Origin of the sequence: Lactobacillus sp. W8174, assembly GCF_016100975.1 — a bacterium.
Lineage (GTDB): Bacteria > Bacillota > Bacilli > Lactobacillales > Lactobacillaceae > Lactobacillus > Lactobacillus juensis.
In genome coordinates this window covers 491,664-509,100 of sequence record NZ_JACFRN010000001.1, presented here as the reverse complement: position 1 = coordinate 509,100, position 17,437 = coordinate 491,664, and the positions used below count along the sequence as shown (strand labels likewise).

The 17,437-nt window shown below is 37.3% G+C and carries 17 protein-coding genes; 16 read left to right on the top strand and 1 reads right to left on the bottom strand.

Annotated features, from left to right (window positions below; genetic code table 11):
- The first annotated feature begins 2 nt into the window (after positions 1 to 2).
- From thiI to mreD, 8 genes are all read left to right on the top strand, one after another.
- Positions 3 to 1,220: a tRNA uracil 4-sulfurtransferase ThiI gene (thiI, locus tag H3U49_RS02565; protein WP_198179390.1), complete on the top strand. Its 1,218-nt coding sequence runs from the start codon at positions 3 to 5 to the stop codon at positions 1,218 to 1,220.
- Between the two features lie 269 nt (positions 1,221 to 1,489).
- The gene (locus H3U49_RS02560; protein ID WP_198179388.1) at positions 1,490 to 4,129 is read left to right on the top strand and encodes a valine--tRNA ligase; all 2,640 of its coding nucleotides are present in this window, start codon (positions 1,490 to 1,492) and stop codon (positions 4,127 to 4,129) included.
- 1 nt (position 4,130) lies between these two features.
- Complete coding sequence (locus tag H3U49_RS02555; protein ID WP_198179386.1) at positions 4,131 to 5,408, top strand: folylpolyglutamate synthase/dihydrofolate synthase family protein; 1,278 nt, start codon at positions 4,131 to 4,133, stop codon at positions 5,406 to 5,408.
- Positions 5,389 to 6,069, top strand: a complete 681-nt coding sequence (locus H3U49_RS02550) for an HAD family phosphatase (protein WP_198179384.1) — start codon at positions 5,389 to 5,391, stop codon at positions 6,067 to 6,069. Before H3U49_RS02555 ends, H3U49_RS02550 begins: the two co-directional genes overlap by 20 nt.
- Positions 6,070 to 6,104: 35 nt before the next feature.
- Positions 6,105 to 6,728: a RadC family protein gene (locus H3U49_RS02545; RefSeq protein WP_198179382.1), complete on the top strand. Its 624-nt coding sequence runs from the start codon at positions 6,105 to 6,107 to the stop codon at positions 6,726 to 6,728.
- 98 nt (positions 6,729 to 6,826) lie between these two features.
- On the top strand, positions 6,827 to 7,831 hold the full coding sequence (locus H3U49_RS02540) for a rod shape-determining protein (RefSeq protein ID WP_198179380.1): 1,005 nt from the start codon (positions 6,827 to 6,829) through the stop codon (positions 7,829 to 7,831).
- A 50-nt stretch (positions 7,832 to 7,881) separates the two neighbouring features.
- Positions 7,882 to 8,733: a rod shape-determining protein MreC gene (gene mreC, locus H3U49_RS02535; protein ID WP_198179378.1), complete on the top strand. Its 852-nt coding sequence runs from the start codon at positions 7,882 to 7,884 to the stop codon at positions 8,731 to 8,733.
- Positions 8,733 to 9,266, top strand: coding sequence for a rod shape-determining protein MreD (gene mreD, locus H3U49_RS02530; RefSeq protein WP_198179376.1), 534 nt, complete (start codon positions 8,733 to 8,735; stop codon positions 9,264 to 9,266). Before mreC ends, mreD begins: the two co-directional genes overlap by 1 nt.
- Before the next feature lie 32 nt (positions 9,267 to 9,298).
- Here the strand turns inward: mreD and H3U49_RS02525 are convergent, their stop codons facing one another.
- The gene (locus H3U49_RS02525) at positions 9,299 to 9,439 is read right to left on the bottom strand and encodes a DUF4044 domain-containing protein (protein WP_084605719.1); all 141 of its coding nucleotides are present in this window, start codon (positions 9,437 to 9,439) and stop codon (positions 9,299 to 9,301) included.
- A gap of 100 nt (positions 9,440 to 9,539) precedes the next feature.
- Here H3U49_RS02525 and H3U49_RS02520 point away from each other — a divergent pair, with 100 nt between their 5' ends.
- From H3U49_RS02520 to murG, 8 genes are all read left to right on the top strand, one after another.
- The gene (locus H3U49_RS02520; protein ID WP_198179375.1) at positions 9,540 to 9,866 is read left to right on the top strand and encodes a DUF3397 family protein; all 327 of its coding nucleotides are present in this window, start codon (positions 9,540 to 9,542) and stop codon (positions 9,864 to 9,866) included.
- A gap of 167 nt (positions 9,867 to 10,033) precedes the next feature.
- On the top strand, positions 10,034 to 10,465 hold the full coding sequence (gene mraZ, locus H3U49_RS02515) for a division/cell wall cluster transcriptional repressor MraZ (protein WP_046332010.1): 432 nt from the start codon (positions 10,034 to 10,036) through the stop codon (positions 10,463 to 10,465).
- A gap of 2 nt (positions 10,466 to 10,467) precedes the next feature.
- Entirely contained in the window at positions 10,468 to 11,415 is a 948-nt protein-coding gene (rsmH, locus tag H3U49_RS02510) for a 16S rRNA (cytosine(1402)-N(4))-methyltransferase RsmH (protein ID WP_198179373.1), read from the top strand.
- A 12-nt stretch (positions 11,416 to 11,427) separates the two neighbouring features.
- A complete protein-coding gene (gene ftsL / locus H3U49_RS02505) occupies positions 11,428 to 11,790 on the top strand; it encodes a cell division protein FtsL (RefSeq protein WP_198179370.1) in 363 nt (120 codons plus the stop codon).
- Positions 11,790 to 13,955 (top strand): penicillin-binding protein, encoded by a 2,166-nt coding sequence (locus tag H3U49_RS02500; protein ID WP_198179369.1) that lies wholly within the window; start codon positions 11,790 to 11,792, stop codon positions 13,953 to 13,955. The genes ftsL and H3U49_RS02500 overlap by 1 nt, the downstream gene beginning before the upstream one ends.
- A gap of 7 nt (positions 13,956 to 13,962) precedes the next feature.
- Positions 13,963 to 14,925: a phospho-N-acetylmuramoyl-pentapeptide-transferase gene (gene mraY, locus H3U49_RS02495; RefSeq protein WP_232347592.1), complete on the top strand. Its 963-nt coding sequence runs from the start codon at positions 13,963 to 13,965 to the stop codon at positions 14,923 to 14,925.
- A 9-nt stretch (positions 14,926 to 14,934) separates the two neighbouring features.
- Positions 14,935 to 16,314: a UDP-N-acetylmuramoyl-L-alanine--D-glutamate ligase gene (gene murD, locus H3U49_RS02490; protein WP_198179367.1), complete on the top strand. Its 1,380-nt coding sequence runs from the start codon at positions 14,935 to 14,937 to the stop codon at positions 16,312 to 16,314.
- A gap of 1 nt (position 16,315) precedes the next feature.
- A complete protein-coding gene (gene murG, locus H3U49_RS02485; RefSeq protein WP_198179366.1) occupies positions 16,316 to 17,422 on the top strand; it encodes an undecaprenyldiphospho-muramoylpentapeptide beta-N-acetylglucosaminyltransferase in 1,107 nt (368 codons plus the stop codon).
- The last annotated feature ends 15 nt before the right edge of the window (positions 17,423 to 17,437 follow it).

Sequence of the window (17,437 nt, the reverse complement as noted above, 5' to 3'; positions counted from 1 at the left end):
TTATGAAATATACTGAAATAATGGTGCGTTACGGTGAGCTTTCAACAAAAGGAAAGAACCGGAAAGATTTTATCGGTCGCTTAGCCGGTAACGTTACTAAAGTGCTGCGTGAATTTCCACAAGTTGAAATTCACCCACGCCATGATCGGATGCATATTGTTTTAAACGATGCTCCTTTTGAAGAAGTCGACCAACGGTTAAAAAAAGTTTTTGGCATCCAAACTTATTCACCAACAATTAAAGTAGAAAAAACGCTGGCAGAAATTGAAAAAACTGCACTTGCCTTAATGAAGGAAACTTTTAAAAAAGGAATGACTTTCAAAGTTAACACTAAGCGCAGTGACCACCAGTTTTTATATGATACTAATGAATTGAATAAAATGGTGGGTGACTACCTTTTTTCACACATGGATGATTTAAAGGTAGAAATGAAACATCCTGACATTGTACTCAGAATTGAAGTGCGTAAAGATGCAGTTTACATTTCTAACCAGCTGCTTCATGGCGCTGGGGGAATGCCAGTTGGTACTGGTGGTCGAGCTGTCATGATGCTATCAGGAGGCATTGATTCGCCAGTGGCTTCCTATCTGGCCTTAAAACGTGGTGTCGATATTGATATGGTGCATTTTTACAGTCCGCCATATACTACCGAAAAAGCTTTGAATAAAGCTAAAGAATTAACCGGTATTTTGGCTAATTATGCTGGTAAAATTAATTTCATTGCAGTACCGTTTGCAGAAATTCAGGAAACCATTAAGGAAAAAATTCCCGAAGGCTATTTGATGACTGTGCAGAGAAGATTTATGTTGCAGCTAGCTGACAAAATCAGGGCTAAAAGAAGAGGATTGGCTATTTTTAATGGTGAGTCTGTTGGGCAAGTCGCTTCACAAACTTTAGAGTCAATGGCAGCAATTAACGATGTAACCACTACACCGGTCGTCAGACCAGTTGCTACAATGGATAAAACCGAAATCATCAATTTAGCAGAAAAGATTGGCACATTTGACTTGTCAATTCAGCCATTTGAAGATTGTTGTACAATTTTCGCACCTCCTCGTCCAAAAACAAAACCAAAAATTGAAAAAGCACGTGAATTTGAAAATCGCCTGGATGTCGATTGCTTAATTGAACGTGCTCTGGCGGGCATACAAGTAACTGCAATTTACCCAAATGATAAGTTTTTAGCTGATAAAGCAGAAGAAGATGCTTCACTACTTTAAAAAGTATGTTATAATACGCCCAAAGCAATAATTGAGAGGTATTAACCTTATAGATAGAGAAAGGCTCGTTGATGGTGAAAAGCCGAATGAAGGTTAATTGGTAGCTCGATTGGACTGGTTGGCTGAACTGAGAGTAAGCTAATCCGGCAAATATGCCGTTATCATTTTTAAGAGAAGCAGAATTTATTCTGTTTAACCTTAGGTGGTACCGCGGTTAATTATATCGTCCTAGACATTTTGTCTAGGACTTTTTTATTGGGAGGAGAATTATGACAGATTTAGCACCAAAATATGACCCCAAAGAGGTTGAACAAGGCAGATATCAAAAATGGCTTGATCAAGACTTATTTAAGCCATCCGGGGATAAAAAAGCACACCCATATTCTATTGTTATTCCGCCACCAAATGTTACGGGCAAACTTCACTTAGGACATGCTTGGGATACTGCAATTCAAGATACGTTAATTCGACTTAAAAGAATGCAGGGTTACGATACTTTGTATCTTCCAGGGATGGATCATGCAGGAATAGCCACGCAAGCTAAAGTTGAAGCCAAATTACGCAAACAAGGCAAAGACCGACATGAAATGGGTCGTGAAGCTTTTGTTAAGCAAGTTTGGGACTGGAAAGATGAATACGCTGCTATTATCAAGAGTCAGTGGGCAAAATTAGGTCTGTCTCTGGACTATTCCAGAGAGAGATTCACGTTGGATAAAGGCTTATCTAAAGCAGTTCGTCGCGTTTTTGTACAATTATATAATGAAGGCTTAATTTACCGTGGTGAATATATTATTAACTGGGATCCAGAGCTGCAAACGGCTTTAAGTGATATTGAAGTTGTTCACCAAGACGATAAGGGTGCTTTTTATCATATTAAATATCCTTTTGCTGATGGTTCCGGTTTTGTTGAGATTGCTACTACTCGTCCTGAGACTATGTTCGGTGATACTGCCGTTGCTGTGGCTCCTGGGGATGAACGCTACAAGGATATTGTGGGCAAAGAACTAATTTTGCCAATAGTTGGACGTCATATTCCGATTATTGAGGATCAACACGTTGATCCAGAATTTGGTACTGGTTTGGTAAAAATTACTCCGGCTCACGATCCTAATGACTTCTTGGTCGGTAATCGTCATAATTTAAAGCGGATCAATGTAATGAATGACGACGGCACTATGAACGAAAATGCTGGTAAGTATGAAGGCATGGACCGTTTTGCCTGCCGTGAAGCATTGGTTAAAGATTTAAAGGAGCAAGGCTACTTAATTAAAGTTAAGCCGATTGTGCACTCAGTTGGACACTCTGAACGTTCTGGTGTTCAAGTTGAACCGCGCCTGTCAACTCAATGGTTTGTTAAGATGAAACCTTTGGCAGATAAAGTTTTAGAAAACCAAAAAACTGCAGGCAAAGTCAATTTTGTACCAAAGAGATTTGAACAAACTTTAGATCACTGGATGGAAGATGTTCATGACTGGGTAATTTCACGTCAACTATGGTGGGGGCACAGGATTCCAGCTTGGTATAACAAGAAGACTGGCGAGATGTATGTTGGCGAAGAAGCACCAAAAGACATTGAAAACTGGAAACAGGACCCAGATGTTCTAGACACCTGGTTTTCAAGTGCTTTATGGCCTTTTTCAACATTAGGCTGGCCTGATGAAGATTCTGCTGATTTCAAACGCTACTTCCCAACCAATGCCTTAGTTACCGGTTATGATATTATCTTTTTCTGGGTTTCACGGATGATTTTCCAGAGTCTGCATTTTACCCACAAGAGACCATTTAATGATGTTGTTCTTCACGGCTTGATTCGTGATGAACAAGGTCGCAAGATGAGTAAATCTCTGGGTAACGGTGTTGATCCAATGGACGTTATTGATCAATATGGTGCAGATGCTTTACGCTGGTTCTTGCTCAATGGGACAGCGCCGGGACAAGATACACGTTATAATCCTAAGCAATTGGCATCTGCATGGAACTTCATTAATAAGATTTGGAATGCTGCCAGATTTGTGATTATGAATTTACCAGAAGATGCACAAGCAGCTCATATGCCTGATACTAGCAAGTTTGATTTGTCAGACAGCTGGATTTTTGACCGCTTAAATCATACTGTAAGCGAAGTAATTCGTTTATTTGATGATTATCAATTTGGTGAAGCTGGGCGCGAACTTTATAACTTTATCTGGAATGATTTCTGCGATTGGTATATCGAAATGGCCAAAGTTGCTCTCAATGGTTCGGATACAGAACTGAAGACTAGAAAGCAAGACAATTTAATTTGGATTCTTGATCAAATTTTACGTTTGCTTCATCCAATTATGCCATTTGTGACTGAAAAGCTGTGGTTGTCGATGCCTCATGAAGGTAAATCTATCATGGTTGCGAAATACCCAACATCTCATGCTGAATTTGTTAATGACCAAGCAAGGCGCGATATGGCTTTCTTGATTGAAATTATTAAAGCTGTACGTAATATTCGAATGGAAGTTAATGCGCCACTTTCTTCACCGATTGACATTATGATTCAACTGGAAGATAGCAATAACGAACGAATTTTGAGCGAAAATGAAGAATACGTCAAGAATTTCTTGCACCCAAAGAATTTGACCATTGCAACTGATGTTACAGCACCGAAATTAGCTAAAACTGCTGTGATTGCAGGAGCACAAATTTTTGTTCCACTAGCCGATTTAGTTAATATTGATGATGAAATCAAGCGCATGACAAAAGAGGAGAAAGATCTCCAAGCTGAAGTTGAACGCTCAACCAAAAAACTGAATAATCAGGGCTTTGTAGCTCACGCACCAGAGGCGGTAATCAATAAGGAAAAAGCTAAAAAGGCTGATTATGAAAACCAACTTCAAAGCGTTCAGGAAAGAATTCAAGAATTAAAGAAGAGTGAATAATGTGACTTTTACTAAAGCTCAAGATGTGATTAATTATTTATATTCACTTCCCAAATTACACGAAAAAGCAGATCTATCTTATATAAAAAAAGTGCTGACTTTTTTGGATAATCCGCAAGATAAAGTTAAAACAGTTCACGTTACGGGCACTAATGGTAAAGGGTCTACTTCCTATTATTTAAGTAGTTTGCTGCAAAAGGCCGGTCAGAAGACTGGCCTTTTTGTTTCGCCATATGTGTTTGAATTTAACGAACGTATTCAGTTAAATGGGCAAAATATTAGTGACGCAGATTTAGTAAAGACAGCTAATGCCATAGAATCAGCTTTGGCAAAAATTCGTAGAGAAAATCTGGCTTTTTCTTTAGTAACTTTTGAGTACGAAGTGGTAATGGCCTTTCTCTATTTTGCAAGAAAAAAATGTGACTATGCTGTCATAGAAGTTGGCATAGGTGGCGAGCATGACAAGACAAACGTGATTACACCTGAAGTCAGTGTAATTACCACAATTGGATTAGATCATGAACAAATTATAGGACCCACACTTCAGGATATTGCGCGTGAAAAAAGTGGGGTGATCAAGAAAAACCGTCCTGTGATTATCGGCAATGTTCCTAAAGAGGTGCTGTCCATTATTCAGAAAAAAGCCCAAGAAGAAAGTGCACCGCTTAAACAACTGGGAAAGGATTTTAAAATTAGCCAAAATGAAAACTTAACTTTGAAAATTCAAACCCAAAAACTTTCTTTTTTACCTAGGCCTATTGTTGAAGGTTACGATGTAGGCATTGCAGTTGAGGCCTTCAGCATGTTAGGTCTTCCACTATCTCAAAATAATATTAGTGACGCAATTAATCGGACTGTTGTGCCTGGTCGCTATCAAGTACTGCAAAACAATCCCTTGATAGTTCTTGACGGCGCACATAATATTCAAGCTGTGCAAAACCTGCTTAATTATGCTCATTGTGAACAAAAGAAAAGGCAAGGCCAAGTTAGAGTTTTAATCATGATGATGAAAGATAAGGATATCGAACAGGTGTTTGACCTGCTCCAAGCTACTGATGAAGTCTACTTAACTACAATAGATTACCCTCGTGCAGCTAAGAAAAAAGACTTTCCCAAATGGATTCAGGAAAAATACCAATATATGTCTGATTGGCAGGCAGCTTATGAGAATTTAAAGCAGAAGAGTCAGACAAATGATATACTGCTAGTGACAGGATCTTTTTATTTAGTTGGTAATATTTTACAAATGGAGACAAAAAATGCGGGTTCATGGTATTGATGATGAAATTAAGGGAATTTTATTTGATATGGATGGATTGCTGGTCAATTCTGAAAATTTATACTGGGAAGCCAATATTCAGGCAGCAAAAGAAGCGGATTTAGGTACTCCTGATGATATCTATCTTAAATTAGTCGGCTCGACAACTACTGATATGGACGATTTTTATCTCAAATACTTTAAAAATAGGAAGCAGCGGGATCAATTTATTAAGCGTACGGATGACTTGGTCTGGCAGTGGACTGAAGAAGGTAAATTAAAATTGCGTCCTGGCGTGCAAAAAGCTCTTGATCTTTTTCAAAAAGCTGGTTTGCCGATGGCAGTAGTTACCAGCAATACAGAAGATGTGGTAGAGCATAACTTGTGGGCAACTGGCAGCCGCAATTATTTTCAATTTCACCTAAATTATGACGATGTTAAAAAGAATAACGTTAAGCCTAAACCAGCTCCAGATATTTATCTTTTGGCTGCTAAAAAATTACAGGTCCCTCAAAATAATATTTTAGCTTTCGAAGATTCTTCTCCAGGACTCTTAGCTGCTGTCAATGCCGACTTGAAATGCGTGATGGTGCCTGACTTAATTCCAGCAAGTAAAAAAGATTACCAGAATGCTGTATTTGTCTGTCACGATTTTTATGAATTTCTGAAAAAGGTTTGCTAGTTTTCAACGTATTTAATAGTGAAAGGAAGGGTTTTATGGAATTGATAAAATCTAATCACTATTTAATGAAAACTGACTGGGAAATGTTAAGCAACTTTTTTGATGAGTTGAAAGAACATGGCATAGAGAAATTCGATGAACTTTTTGCAAAACTCACAGAGCTAAAAATCGAAAACTTTAATGACTTGCTTAAATATATTTCAGGCAGTCAATGTGATAATAATTTAGCCGTTCTTTGTGAGGGACTATTTGAAAGACTAAGGTCGGCGGTTCCCGACCGTGAACTCATTATGACCTCAAGTGATGAAGTCGGCACATATCTGTTGGACAAATTGGCGGGCCGTAAACAAGAAGAATTGTGGGCAGTTTATATTGATAACAGTAATCACATTGTTGCTGAAAAAAGATTATTTCAAGGAACTTTAGATAAATCAATTGCTCATCCACGGGAAATTTTCCGTTGGGCAGTAATTTATGCCTGTGCAGGCTTTTTTGTGGTTCATAATCATCCAAGTGGCAATTTAATTCCATCAAAAAGCGATATAGAGCTAACTAAAATGCTTTTTGCAGCTTCTGAATTATTTCATATTGACTTTCTTGATCATTTTATTGTGGGGAAGGGACAATATGTGAGTTTGCGTGAACGGCAATTATTTTAAATTCATCTTAAAGTTACATTTCATTTTCTTTTTTAAGTTGCACTTTATGCTATAATTATTCAAGATTTAGAGACTGCAATAATTAAGGAGAGATTTACGTGTTTGGATTAGGAGCAAAAAATATTGGCATCGATTTAGGGACGGCCAATACTCTTGTTTATATGGAAGGTAAAGGAATTGTTTTAAGAGAGCCTTCTGTTGTGGCTAAAAACACCCATACTGGAAAAGTGATTGCGGTAGGGTCAGAAGCAAGAGAAATGATCGGCAGGACACCGGAAAGCATAGTGGCTATCAGGCCAATGAAAGATGGCGTAATTGCTGATTATGATACAACTGCCTCTATGCTTAAGTATTTTATAGAAAAGACTGTAGGCAACTCCAAACCTTCAGCTATGATTTGTGTACCTTCGGGAGTAACTGAAGTTGAAAAACGGGCGGTTATTGATGCTGCTCGTGTAGCTGGTGCGCGTGAAGCCTTTGTAATAGAAGAACCTTTTGCAGCCGCCATTGGAGCTGGATTGCCAGTAATGGATCCTACTGGTTCAATGGTCGTGGATATTGGTGGTGGAACTACAGATGTCGCTACTATTTCACTAGGTGGCATTGTATCATCTACATCAATTCGCCAAGCTGGTGATAAGTTTAATACCGCAATTGTGAATTATGTACACTCAAATTTTAATCTTTTGATTGGTGAAAGAACCGCTGAAGACATAAAAATCCAAATTGGCTCCGCTTCAGTTGAAAAGGCAGAAGGAATTGAATCTGTCAATATTCGTGGACGTGATTTAGTTACCGGATTGCCAAAATCAGTTGATGTTAAAGCAGTTGATGTTTCAAAAGCAATTCAAGATGTCGTTCAAGATATTATTGTTGCTATTAAAGAAACTCTAGAACAAACCTCTCCTGAAATTGCAGCGGATGTAATTGATCATGGTATTGTGCTAACTGGTGGTGGTGCTTTACTAAAGAATTTACCAGATGTTATTTCAGAAGCTACTAAAGTTCCAGTATTTATAGCACAAGACCCATTAGATTGTGTTGCAGTTGGTACAGGTGAGTCTCTGAAAAATATTGAAGTAATGCGTAAAAGTCGCAGATAATATAAAAAGTCGGCTATTATTGCCGATTTTTCTTTAGGGACTGTTTCCAAATGAAGAAATTTTTACAGAATAAAAAACTGTTGTCAGCATGTCTTGCAGTTATTGTAGTATTTATAGTTTTAGGTGGTAGTGTAAGCTTGCGTAATAAGCGCAACACTCCATTAATTATTCAAAGCTTTGGTAATGATATAGTCGCTGTAGGGTCAAGGGTTATTGATTTTCCTCTTAGTTTTGTGTCTGGCAGTTTAAATAATGTGCATGATTTGCTGAATACTCAAGATGAAAATAACTATCTTAAGAGCCAAATAACCGATTTGGAACAAACAAAGGCTCGTAACTCAAGTCTTGAATCTGAAAACAAACAACTTAAGTCCGCTTTAAAGTTAAAAGAAACGTTAACGGACTATGATATGGTTCAAGCCTCCGTGATTTCGCGTTCGCCTGACAGCTGGACAGACCTTCTAGTTATCAACAAAGGAACTACCTCTGGTTTGCGCAAGAATATGGCTGTGATGTCAGGCGGTGGAGTAATCGGTCGTATAATAGAAGTCAGTGCAGCTTCGGCAAAAGTGGAGTTAATTACTACCAGTGACAAGTCAGCAAACCGCTTTGCAGTACAAGCACAAGCCATAAATGGTAAAAAAGTTCATGGAATTATTACAGTAATTGGCGACAAAACTTTAGCTTTTACCCAGGCAATTGATAGTAAAAAGCTCAAGCGTGGTACCAAAATATATACTAGTGGAATGGGTGGTAATTCACCCAAAGGTTTGCTGATAGGAACTATTTCTGCTACAACACATGATTCTTTTGGCTTATCTGATTTGATCAAGATCAATCCGGCTGGCGAGTTGAACGATCCTTCCATTGTCACAGTTATCAAAAGGAAAGTGAGCGACTAATGAAGACACTGCGGAAATTTACTCTTGTCTTAGCATTATACGTTGCTTTGGCTATCAGTGGTAGCTTATCTTTTTACCTGCATCAGTTTTTCTCAATTGGTAAAGCTTCGAACTTATTAGTACCTGTTAGTATGATGCTAATTGCACTTTTTGATGATACCAATAGCAAGGAAGTTTGGCTGGCCTTAGGTGCAGGGATAGTTAGTGACATTTATTTTTTTGGCATTATAGGTATTTACGCAATTAGCCTGCCGATAATTTCATGGTTATTGCAAAAATCTGCACGGATTTTGCCTGAGGTATTTTGGGCCAAACTTCTGGCAGTTTTAATTGCTTCTGTTCTAATTGAGGCCTACACATGGCTGATTTTAAATATGACGGGCTTATCAAGCATAGGTATCTTAAAGTTGGTGCAAAGTATTTTGCCAACATTGTGCTGGGTGTTTATATTTGTTTGTGCTACCTATAAATTATGGTGGAACTTGGTTCTTAACTATCCTTTTATGGTTAACTTAGACAATTATCGACAATAAATAAAAAACGTGAGATTTGTATCTCACGTTTTTTACTCAAAAAAGCCAAAGCTTGATAATGCACCAACAACCTGCATCACAATTGCCACTAAAGTAATAATCGCCATTAGCCAAGCCATGGCAATTGTTAATTTTTGAAATTTAGATCTCTTTTTCTTATGTCTACGTGTCATTGATTGACCTCCTACTTGAACAATATTTTATGCTACTTAATAGTTTTTTTCAATCGCAGAGTAAGATAAAATAGATATTAAATGATAGAGGATGTAAGTAATGCTTTTAATTATATTGATACCTGTTCTAGGTCTTGCTTTAGCATATATTGTCAATAAGATGTTTCCTAAGGCTCAATTTAGGGGATATGATTTATTACCCTTCTTTTTTATATATGCCTGTCACTTAATTACCCTGCACCAAAAAAGGCCTGAGTTTCTGCCTTTTGGTTTTTTTGTCTTTTTCTTCCTGGTTATAGTCATAGCAATATCTGATGCTGTTAAAAATAAAAATCTCTCTTTAAGTCAAACTCTGCGTAAAATCTGGGATTACTTAACTGTGAATACTATTTTTTGGTATCTGGGTCTATTATTTTTGATGATATAGTCAAACTTTTTAATAAAAATTTTTTAAAAAAATCTAGTCGCAAACCTGAATTGGTTTGCGATTTTTTCTTTTTGTGTCATTAAAAAATAAATATTTAACTTTTTTGACTAAAAAGTGGTAGGAAGTGGTGAATTGTGGTAAATTATTTAGTGGAAGGGGGCTAAGCCATGTTCATGGGTGAATATCATCACAATCTCGACAGCAAAGGGCGGTTAATTATACCTGCCCGTTTGCGTAGTCAGATTGGTGACAAAATGATATTTACTCGCGGAATGGAAGGCTGCATTTTTGGCTATACCACAGAGGCATGGCAAAAAATTGAAGCTAAACTAGCGCAACTTCCACTAACTAAGAGAAATGCGCGCAGTTTTACGCGTTTGTTTTACTCTGGTGCGATGGAATGCGAATTTGACAAACAAGGTCGTGTGAATCTGACCACAACGTTGAAGAAACACGCTTCCCTTGTCAAAGAATGTGTCATTGTAGGAGTTTCTGATCGAATTGAAATTTGGTCTAAGGAACGTTGGGAAAGCTTTAGTGATGAAGCCAATGAAAACTATGATGATATTGCAGAAAATTTGGACGATATTGAACTATAATTATGGAATTCAAACACACCAGTGTACTCTTACACCAAACAATCGATAATTTAAAACTAAAAAATGGTGGTCTTTATGTAGACGCAACTTTTGGCGGTGGCGGTCATGCAAAATATTTATTGAGCAAACTTGCTAGTGGCACTTTAATTGGCTTTGATCAAGATGAATATGCAATAAATTCGGCTAAGTTAAACTTTGCTGATTTACTTGTTCAAAATGCTGATCCCAAATTACAATTGGTACACGATAATTTTAGCCATTTAAAAGCGAATCTGGTTGAGCTGGGTTATCATAATGGTATAGATGGAATTTACTATGATTTGGGAGTTTCTTCACCACAATTTGATCAGGCACAAAGGGGTTTTTCTTACCGTTTTGATGCTAGATTAGATATGAGAATGGATCAGGAGCAAAGTCTTGATGCTTATCAACTAGTGAATAACTCAAGTCAAAAAGAATTGGCAAATATTTTGTATAAATTTGGTGGGGAAAAATATTCTCGCCAGATTGCCCATAAAATTGTCCTAAAAAGACAAAAAAAGCCGATTGAAACAACATTTGAACTGGTTGATATAATTAAGGAAGCGATTCCTGCGTTTGCAAGAAGGACTGGTGGGCATCCAGCAAAAAAGACCTTTCAGGCTTTGCGTGTTGCTGTAAATCACGAGCTTGATGTTTTAAGTGAGTCACTTGAAGAAGCGGTTCATTTGTTAAAACCTGGTGGTCGAATTAGTGTGATTACCTTTCAGTCTGATGAAGACAAAATTGTAAAAAACATTTTTAAAAAATACTCTGAAGTTGATGTTCCCAGGGGAATGCCTGTTATACCTGACAGCTTGAAGCCAATGCTTCGTTTAGTTAACCGCAAACCCATTGTTGCTTCAGCTGAAGAGTTAAAGAATAATAATCGCTCACACAGTGCAAAGTTGCGAGTTGCAGAAAAATTGTAAAGAGGAAAAACAATGGCTGATAATTTAGCAAGAAAAGTAGAGTTTAATCCTAATGAGCAAAGAGATCCAAAGAAGAGACAACGTCAAGTTCTCAATCATCACAACGTTGCTTGGACCGGCTTTGAAAAGTCCTTGCTTGTATTGGGAACGATAATAACGATTGGCTTAATGACAATGCTTGTTTCTTCCAGTATTTCTGCTACTTCAGCTCAGCATGAACTTACCAATGTGCAACGTGCAGTTGCAAAAGGGCAAAGTCAAGTTGGAGATTTGCATCAAGAATTAGGTGAGTTAACCTCAAGCTCTCGCATGAACAAAATTGCACGTAGCAAGGGGTTAGCCTTGAATGAGAAAAATATTAGGACTATACGCTGATGAAAAAGCACATTAGTAAGATAAGTAACTCTAATTCCAAAGCTCACGGATACCGTTTTACAGTCGGGAGATTTCTCGAGGTAGCTGTTGCTTTGGTTTTTCTCGTATTTATAGGAAGATTTTTATATATTGGCATATCCAAGACTATTAATGGTCAAAATTTAACTGCTAAAACCGAGCAATTATACATGCGTAATCAGGTATTAAAGGCTAATCGCGGTACAATTTATGATCGCAATGGTTTGGCAGTTGCTCAAGATTCTCATTTATATACTATTTATGCTATTTTAGATAAATCTTCTATCAATTATAAAAATAAGCCTGAGTATGTTGTTGATAAAAATAAAACTGCTAATAAATTAGCCCAAGTCATACCTCTTAAAGCGAGTGAAATTTTAAAATATCTTAATCCTGCTCGTCCTGTTTTTCAGGTACAATTTGGTACTGCAGGTTCTAATTTGTCCAAACAGCAAAAAGATAAAATTGAAAAGATGAATTTGCCTGGGATTAAATTCTTTGAAACTCAGTCTCGGCTTTATCCTAATGGTAATTTTGCCTCACATGTAATAGGAATGGCTTCACCAGTATATGATAAAAAAACCAAGCAGCAGAATCTCGAAGGCACCATGGGACTTGAAGCTTGGTATGATGACGTACTCACTGGAAAAAATGGTTATCAGGTTTCAGCAGTAGATGCTTCTAATTTTCAGACACCAAATAGTACGCATACCTATAAGGCACCAGTCGATGGTAACAATATTTATCTAACCATTGATTCTCAGCTGCAGGAGTATCTTGAAAGCAGGCTTTCCTATGTTCAAAATGCGTTTAATCCTGTTTCCATGACAGCTGTCGTTGAAGATATTAAAACGGGAAAAGTTTTAGCTGCCTCTCAAAGGCCAACTTTTAATCCGCAAACGAAAAAAGGGTTAAAAAACTCATATCGTGACATTTTGGTACAAGACACTTATGAACCGGGTTCTGTTTTTAAAGTTCTAACGCTGTCATCATCTGTAAATAGTGGGAATTACCATCCTAACCAATACTATAATTCAGGATCTGTTTCTGTTAATGGATCCGTAATTCACGATTGGCAGCCTCACGGCTGGGGAAGTATCCCATTTTCACAGGCTTTTCCACGTTCAAGCAATACTGGCTTCGTTCATATTGAGCAGCAAATGGGTGCTAAGACCTGGAAAAAGTATCTAAAAAAGTTTCATATTGGAGAAAAAACGGGAGTAACCTTACCCGGTGAACAACCAGGAACCATAGCTTTCAATTCTCCGATTGATCAAGCAGTAACTAGTTTTGGCCAAGGTGTTGATGTTAATGTCATGCAAATGATGCAAGCATTTAGCAGTCTAGCCAATGATGGTCAAATGGTTAAACCGCAATTTGTCGAAAAAATTACGGATGCCGATAATCACACTATCACTGGCTATCAAATTAAAAATGTCGGCCAACCCGTTTATACCAAAGAAACTGCAGCTACTGTGCTTGAAAATATGCGTCGAGTTTTAAATAAACGCATTGGCACAGGTGCGGCTTACCAAATGAAAGGTCAAAGCATTGCAGTTAAGACGGGGACAGCTCAGATTGCAAACCTTAAAGGCGGAGGCTATCTTAAAGGTAACAATAATTATATCTTTTCAGTGGTTGGTGTGACCCCTGCTAAGCATCCGCGGTACTGCATTTATATCACTGTTAAACAGCCGCGTAAAATGAGTAAACCGGCTGAAGTCATTCTCTCATCAATTTTCAAACCAATGATGAACAGAGTAATTCTCATGTCTAAAAATGGTCTAAGCAGTTCGACGGTTGTTAAAACACCTAACCTAAAAGGATTAAACTACAAAGAGGCTGAAAAGGTAGCACAGCGTGTTGGGTTAAGACTTGCTAAGATTGGTACGGGTGATAAAATAACTGAACAGTCATATTCAGCAGGTCAAAAACAGCAATCAGGTAAATTAATGCTTGTACGTACTAGTGGAAGTATTAAATGTCCTGATATGAAGGGCTGGTCTATTGATGAGTTACACCAGTTTGCAGCTTTAACAGGAGTTAAATTACGGATCAAAGGCACAGGAATAGTTTTTAAGCAAGGTCTAGCTAAAGGTGAGCCTGTTAAACCTGGTACAAAAATAAAAATACAATTAAAGGAGTAGCATTTTTATGCTGATCATTAGCATTATCGCATTAGTAAGTTCATTAGCATTGACTGGAATCATTCTGCCTTGGATGATTATCTTCATGAGGACGCATCACGAAGGGCAAGAAATACGTGATGAAGGTCCTAAATGGCATGAAAAGAAATCCGGAACGCCTACTATGGGTGGAGTAGTCTTTGTTCTAGCGGCTGCAGTATCTACTATTTGGGTTAGTTTTTGGCAACATGAAACTTCAAAATTAATTTGGATTTTACTAATCAGTTTGTTAGGCTATGGAATAATTGGCTTTTTAGATGACGGTATTAAATTGTTCTTTAAGCGCAACCTAGGTCTGCGTGCTTGGCAAAAATTTTCCTTACAAATACTAGTTGCTATTTTAATCGTCATTATCGCTGCTACAGATAATTTTCAATTGCAGCTTTTTGTACCTTTTTTTGGTATTGTGAACAGCGCTATTTTATTTACTATTTTTGTAGTTTTTTGGTTGGTTGGCTTTTCCAATGCTGTCAATTTGTCAGATGGATTAGACGGGTTAGCAACAGGACTTTCAATTATTGCTTATGCGACTTATTCTTATATTGCATTTAAACAAAAGAACTTTGCTGTTTTGATCTTTTGTATGAGTGTTATAGGTGGTTTAATTTCATTTTTTATTTTTAATCATAAACCTGCTAAAATTTTTATGGGTGATGCAGGATCATTGGCATTGGGCGGTGGATTGGCTGCTGTTAGCATTTTCTTAAACAGACCCTGGTCTCTTTTGCTAATAGGAATTGTGTTTGTTTGTGAAACTGCAAGTGTAATTCTGCAAGTAATTTCTTTTCAGACCACAGGCAAAAGGATTTTTAAAATGACCCCAATTCATCATCATTTCGAAATGTTGGGGTATTCTGAATGGAAAGTAGATATTATATTCTGGATAGTTGGATTAATTGGTAGTTTTTTATATTTAATAATATGGGGATAAAATAGGTAAATGAGGCAGATTAAAACTTATCAAAATAAAAATATTTTGGTTTTAGGTCTGGGTAAAAGCGGTTTTGCAGTTAGTATATTGCTGCTCAAACTTGGTGCAAAGCTGACTTTAAATGACCAGGCTGATTTGAGTAACAACCAAAATGCAGAGGAATTGAAAAAAAGGGGTGTCCGAGTGATCGACGGCAGGCATCCAATTGAATTATTAAGTCAAGAAAGTTTTGATTATTTAGTAAAGAATCCCGGCATCCCTTATGAAAATCCAATGGTACAAGAGGCCCAAAAACTAAACTTAACTATTATTACCGAGCCAGAAATTGCATTGAGTGTTAGTGAGGCCCCTTACATTTGCGTTACAGGTTCGAATGGAAAAACGACTACAGTAATGTTGACCCAGAAAATTCTTGATCATCATTTGTCTAAAAAGGGTCATCATGCATACGCAGTAGGGAACATTGGCGTACCTATATCCGAAGTGGTTGAAAAAGCGACTAAGGATGATATTTTAGTCTGTGAAACTTCCAGTTTTCAGTTGCTTGGTGTCACAGATATTAATCCTAAGGTAGCAACAATCATTGATATTTACCAGAATGTTCACTTGGATTATCATAAAACTTTTGAAAATTATGTTAATGCCAAATTGAATGTTACTAGAACGCAGAGTCCAGATCATTATTTTTTGGCTAATTTTGATCAAAAAGATATCTTGGAAAAGGAGAGGAAAACTACTAGAGCTAAATTCATAACTTTTTCTGAAAATGATCAAGCTGCTGATTATTTTATTGCTGATGGATATTTGCAAAATCAGCATGAAAAAATAATGAAGACTTCTGACATGAAATTGCCTGGAATCCATAACCAGCAGAACGCCTTGGTTGCCAGTGCAATTGCTCAAATAATGGGTGCAGATACCAATGACATTAAAGCTGTTTTAACAACTTTTGCTGGTGCAAAGCACCGCTTGCAATACGTGATGACACTAGAAGGCCGCAAAATATATAACGATTCCAAATCTACAAATATTGAAGCAGCTTCTGTTGCAATTCCTGCTTTTAAAGATCCAGAAGTCTGGATCGCTGGCGGCTTAGATCGAGGATTTACTTTTGATTCTTTAATTCCTCTTTTAAAAAAGCACGTGAAAGCGGTCGTACTGTACGGGCAAACACGTTATCTCCTGGCTGATGCAGCACGCAAAGCTGGGATTAAACATATTTTAATTGAAAATACGTTGCAAGAGGCGGTGCCGAAAGCTTATGAATTAACCAAACCTGGTGATGTAATGTTGTTTTCGCCAGCTTGTGCGTCATGGGATCAATTTAGGACCTTTGAAGAACGTGGCGACTATTTTGTTAATTTTATAAAGGAATTGAAGACGAAATAAAATGAGAATAATATTTACTGGTGGAGGAACCGGTGGTCATATTTACCCTATTATGGCTATCATTGAACGGTTAAAAGAGCGCAAATTAGCTACAACTGATGAAATTCTGTTTGTTGGCACTAAAAATGGTCTGGAGGCAAAAATTGTTCCGGCGGCTGGAGTGAATTTCAAAACAATCGAAATGCGTGGGTTTTCTCGTAAACATATAATGAGTAATTTTGCTACAATTAGGTTGTTTCTTAAAGCTACTAAAAAGGCACAAAAAATAATTAGTGATTTTAAGCCTGATATTGTCATGGGCACTGGAGGCTATGTAAGTGGTGCCGTAGTTTACGAAGCAGCTAAAATGAAAATACCAACTTTGATTCATGAATCGAATTCAGTAGTTGGGGTTGCTAATAAGTTTTTGGGCCACTATGTAGATAAGATTTGCTATACGTTTGATGACGCTGCTAAACAGTTTTCTGAGAAGAAAAAATTGGTAAAAACCGGAAATCCTCGTTCTCAGCAAGTACTGAACTTATCGTCGACAAAAGTTGACATGCAAAGTAAATGGGATTTAAATCCAACTATACCTACAGTATTAGTTTTTGGGGGATCTCGTGGAGCTTTAGCTATCAATCGAATTATGCTTAAGTCGTTGACTCGTTTACAAAAAAAGCCGTATCAGATAATCTGGGTAACCGGAACATATTATTATAAGGAAATCCAAGAAAAACTGGCTAAAATAGATTATGGTAAAACTATTAAAATTTTGCCATATGTTAAGGATATGCCAGCACTTTTGCCTAAAATGATCTGTGTGGTTTCACGATCCGGAGCAACCAGTATTGCGGAATTTACGGCTTTAGGTGTTCCCGCCATATTAATTCCCAGTCCAAACGTTACTCATAATCATCAAATGAAAAATGCTCTTGACTTGGAAAAAGCAGGCGCTGCCACGGTAATTGCAGAAAGCGACCTTAATATCAATAATTTTATTTCCTCAATTGATCATATCGTTTTAGACCGTAAATATTATACAGAAATGAGCAAGGCTTCAAAGAAATTAGGCGTTCCAGATGCTTCTGATGAAGTAATTAAAGTAATACAAGATTTATCTAAGTAAGAAGAAGGTGAGGCA

Coding starts and splice junctions, on each gene's coding strand:
- thiI (WP_198179390.1), top strand. CDS start 3: ATGAAATATACTGAAATAATGGTGCGTTACGGTGAGCTTTCAACAAAA.
- H3U49_RS02560 (WP_198179388.1), top strand. CDS start 1,490: ATGACAGATTTAGCACCAAAATATGACCCCAAAGAGGTTGAACAAGGC.
- H3U49_RS02550 (WP_198179384.1), top strand. CDS start 5,389: ATGCGGGTTCATGGTATTGATGATGAAATTAAGGGAATTTTATTTGAT.
- H3U49_RS02545 (WP_198179382.1), top strand. CDS start 6,105: ATGGAATTGATAAAATCTAATCACTATTTAATGAAAACTGACTGGGAA.
- mreC (WP_198179378.1), top strand. CDS start 7,882: ATGAAGAAATTTTTACAGAATAAAAAACTGTTGTCAGCATGTCTTGCA.
- mreD (WP_198179376.1), top strand. CDS start 8,733: ATGAAGACACTGCGGAAATTTACTCTTGTCTTAGCATTATACGTTGCT.
- H3U49_RS02525 (WP_084605719.1), bottom strand. CDS start 9,439: ATGACACGTAGACATAAGAAAAAGAGATCTAAATTTCAAAAATTAACA.
- H3U49_RS02520 (WP_198179375.1), top strand. CDS start 9,540: ATGCTTTTAATTATATTGATACCTGTTCTAGGTCTTGCTTTAGCATAT.
- mraZ (WP_046332010.1), top strand. CDS start 10,034: ATGTTCATGGGTGAATATCATCACAATCTCGACAGCAAAGGGCGGTTA.
- rsmH (WP_198179373.1), top strand. CDS start 10,468: ATGGAATTCAAACACACCAGTGTACTCTTACACCAAACAATCGATAAT.
- ftsL (WP_198179370.1), top strand. CDS start 11,428: ATGGCTGATAATTTAGCAAGAAAAGTAGAGTTTAATCCTAATGAGCAA.
- H3U49_RS02500 (WP_198179369.1), top strand. CDS start 11,790: ATGAAAAAGCACATTAGTAAGATAAGTAACTCTAATTCCAAAGCTCAC.
- mraY (WP_232347592.1), top strand. CDS start 13,963: ATGCTGATCATTAGCATTATCGCATTAGTAAGTTCATTAGCATTGACT.
- murD (WP_198179367.1), top strand. CDS start 14,935: ATGAGGCAGATTAAAACTTATCAAAATAAAAATATTTTGGTTTTAGGT.
- murG (WP_198179366.1), top strand. CDS start 16,316: ATGAGAATAATATTTACTGGTGGAGGAACCGGTGGTCATATTTACCCT.